Origin of the sequence: Hydrocoleum sp. CS-953 (assembly GCF_002260545.1) — a bacterium.
Classification (GTDB): Bacteria; Cyanobacteriota; Cyanobacteriia; order Cyanobacteriales; family Microcoleaceae; genus Trichodesmium.
Genome location: NZ_LGSU01000370.1, coordinates 1 through 2,908, shown reverse-complemented (window position 1 = coordinate 2,908; position 2,908 = coordinate 1). Strand labels below are relative to the sequence as shown.

At 34.8% G+C, this 2,908-nt stretch carries 2 protein-coding genes and 2 pseudogenes; all 4 read left to right on the top strand.

Features of this window, described 5'->3' with window-relative positions; all coding sequences use genetic code 11:
* Nucleotides 1–95 precede the first annotated feature (95 nt).
* On the top strand, nucleotides 96–365 hold the full coding sequence (locus tag AFK68_RS34440) for a hypothetical protein (protein WP_143437480.1): 270 nt from the start codon (nucleotides 96–98) through the stop codon (nucleotides 363–365).
* A gap of 126 nt (nucleotides 366–491) precedes the next feature.
* Nucleotides 492–931: pseudogene (locus AFK68_RS03525) on the top strand (AAA family ATPase); the annotation flags it as partial.
* A gap of 40 nt (nucleotides 932–971) precedes the next feature.
* Nucleotides 972–2,112: pseudogene (gene dndD / locus AFK68_RS03520) on the top strand (DNA sulfur modification protein DndD); the annotation flags it as partial.
* Nucleotides 2,113–2,242: 130 nt separating this feature from the next.
* A partial coding sequence (gene dndD, locus AFK68_RS03515) for a DNA sulfur modification protein DndD (RefSeq protein ID WP_371357214.1) occupies nucleotides 2,243–2,908 on the top strand: 666 nt, incomplete at its 3' end.

The window sequence follows — 2,908 nt, the reverse complement described above, 5'->3', positions numbered from 1 at the left end:
AAAAATTCTCTGTTGCTTGAGAAGAAAATTCTCTTTGTCAGACCTATCTCCAACAGAGAAAAATTCTACAATGACTAATAAGTGATGAAAATTTATTGGGAAAATTCATCTGTGGAAAACCTTTCTTTTTCCCAGTCAGAGTCAGAGGTAAAAATTCTCCTGTGCTGGAGACGAAAATTCTCTTTGTCAGACCTATCTCTTACCAGGAAAAATTCCACAATGACTCACAAGTGATGAAAATTTATCAGAAAAACTCATCTCTGGAAAACCTCTCTTTTTCCCAGTCAGAGTCAAAGGCGAAAATTCTCTGTTGCTTGGCAAGAAAATTATATTTGTCAGACTTACCTTCTGCCATCAAAAAGTAAATTATAAGAATAAAAAAAATCAATTTCAATATTTCAAACTGGATGCTTCAGCAGTCGGTACTGATAACTGAAAAAGCTGATAACTGATAACTGATAACTGATAACTGAAAAAACTGATAACTGAAAATGATCTTTCTAGAACTTGTCTTACAAAACTTCGGACCATACTTCGGTAAACAAACAATAAACTTTCGCCCTACTAATACTAATCACCCCCGTCCTATCATCCTATTTGGAGGTATGAATGGAGGAGGAAAAACTACTCTTTTAGATGCCATTCGCCTTGCACTTTACGGTCATCGCGCCCAATGTTCAACTAGGGGAAATTTAACTTATGGCGACTTTCTTTCTCAATGCGTAAACCGCAATACTCCTCCTACAGAAAAAACTCGCATTGAATTGGCTTTTGAACATATTCAAGATGACCAAATTGTAGAATACCGTATTGTTCGTACTTGGGAAAAAAATCCTAAAGACGGCAAAGATACTCTGGGAATTCTTGATGGTGAATGGCCTGATTCTTACTTAGCAAATACCTGGGATGAATATATAGAAAACCTCTTACCNAACCGCAATACTCCTCCTACAGAAAAAACTCGCATTGAATTGGCTTTTGAACATATTCAAGATGACCAAATTGTAGAATACCGTATTGTTCGTACTTGGGAAAAAAATCCTAAAGACGGCAAAGATACTCTGGGAATTCTTGATGGTGAATGGCCTGATTCTTACTTAGCAAATACCTGGGATGAATATATAGAAAACCTCTTACCTTTAGGAATTTCTAATCTATTTCTCTTTGATGGAGAACAGGTAAAAGAATTAGCTGAACTAGAAACACCACCACCTTTAGTAGTAGATGCAATTCAGTCTTTATTAGGATTAGAATTAGCAGAACGTCTTGCAGCAGATTTAGATATTTTGGTGACTCGGAAAAAGAAACAAATTGCTAAGACTAAAGAAATAGGAAATTTAGAGGAAATTGAACAAAAACTCCATCAGCAAAAAACAGATTTGGAAGTTGCTAGCGAAAAATTAGCAGATTTAGAAAAGCAATTAAAAAAATCTCAAGAAAAGCAAAAAAAAGCAATGAGAAAATTTGTCTCAGAAGGAGGAAAAATTGCTGCGGAAAGGAGTCAGTTAGAACAAGAGTTTAAAGATGTAGAATTGGAAATGGATAATGCTCGTCAGGAAATGATTGAACTTGCTGGAGGTGCTTTACCTCTAGCTTTAATTTCTCCTCTTTTGGAACAAGCAAGTTCTCAGGGCGATCTAGAAATTTTACGCCACGAAGCAGAAATTGCTTTGGATGCTTTTCAGGAAAGAGATAAACGTCTACTTGATTATCTGAATAATTTATCAATTCATACTGAAAAAGTTAGCAAAATTGAAGAGTTTCTCAATCAAGAAAATCTGACGCTGAAAGAGGATATTAATGAAGCTGATGAACCTTGGTTGTTTGCTGATGAAGAAGCTTTAATTTTACTAGAAAATTTGTTACGCTATGACATTGAAAATTCTCTGAGAAATGCCCAGGAAAGTTTAACTCGTCTGAAAGATTTGGAAGTAGAAATTAATGTTCTGGAAAAGCAATTGGCAACCGCAGCATCCCCGGAAGCTTATGAAATTTTGGCAACTGCTTTGCAAGAGGCACAAACTGAATTAGCAAGAGTAGAAGTTGCTTGTGAAAATAGTAAATATGATTGTAAAAAATTGGAGGATGATATTAATCAAACCAAGAAAGAATNTATTAATGAAGCTGATGAACCTTGGTTGTTTGCTGATGAAGAAGCTTTAATTTTACTAGAAAATTTGTTACGCTATGACATTGAAAATTCTCTGAAAATGCCCAGGAAAGTTTAACTCGTCTGAAAGATTTGGAAGTAGAAATTAATGTTCTGGAAAAGCAATTGGCAACCGCAGCATCCCCGGAAGCTTATGAAATTTTGGCAACTGCTTTGCAAGAGGCACAAACTGAATTAGCAAGAGTAGAAGTTGCTTGTGAAAATAGTAAATATGATTGTAAAAAATTGGAGGATGATATTAATCAAACCAAGAAAGAATTGTTGAGTTATACTGACGAAACTATGGAACTTCACAATATTCAAAATATAATTGAGTCTTCTGTAAAAGTTAAGCATACTTTACAGCTATTTAAGGATAAGTTAACTCTGAAAAAGCTGAATAAATTAGAGATAGAAGTTACTGAATGTTTCCGTTATCTTTTACATAAATCAGACTTAGTTCATCGCGTGGCTATTGATACTCATAATTTTGCTCTTTCTCTCTATGATAATCAAGGGCAACTTGTTCCTAAACATCGAATATCTGCTGGAGAAAAACAGCTTTTAGCAATTTCTTTTTTATGGGGTTTAGCAAGAGTTTCTGGGAGACATTTACCTGTGGCTATTGATACACCTTTAGGTAGGTTAGATTCTTCTCATCGTCAAAATTTAGTTGAACGTTATTTCCCTACTGCTAGTCATCAAGTTATTCTCTTATCTACTGATACTGAGGTTGGTAAATTAGAGGTAGAAAACTTG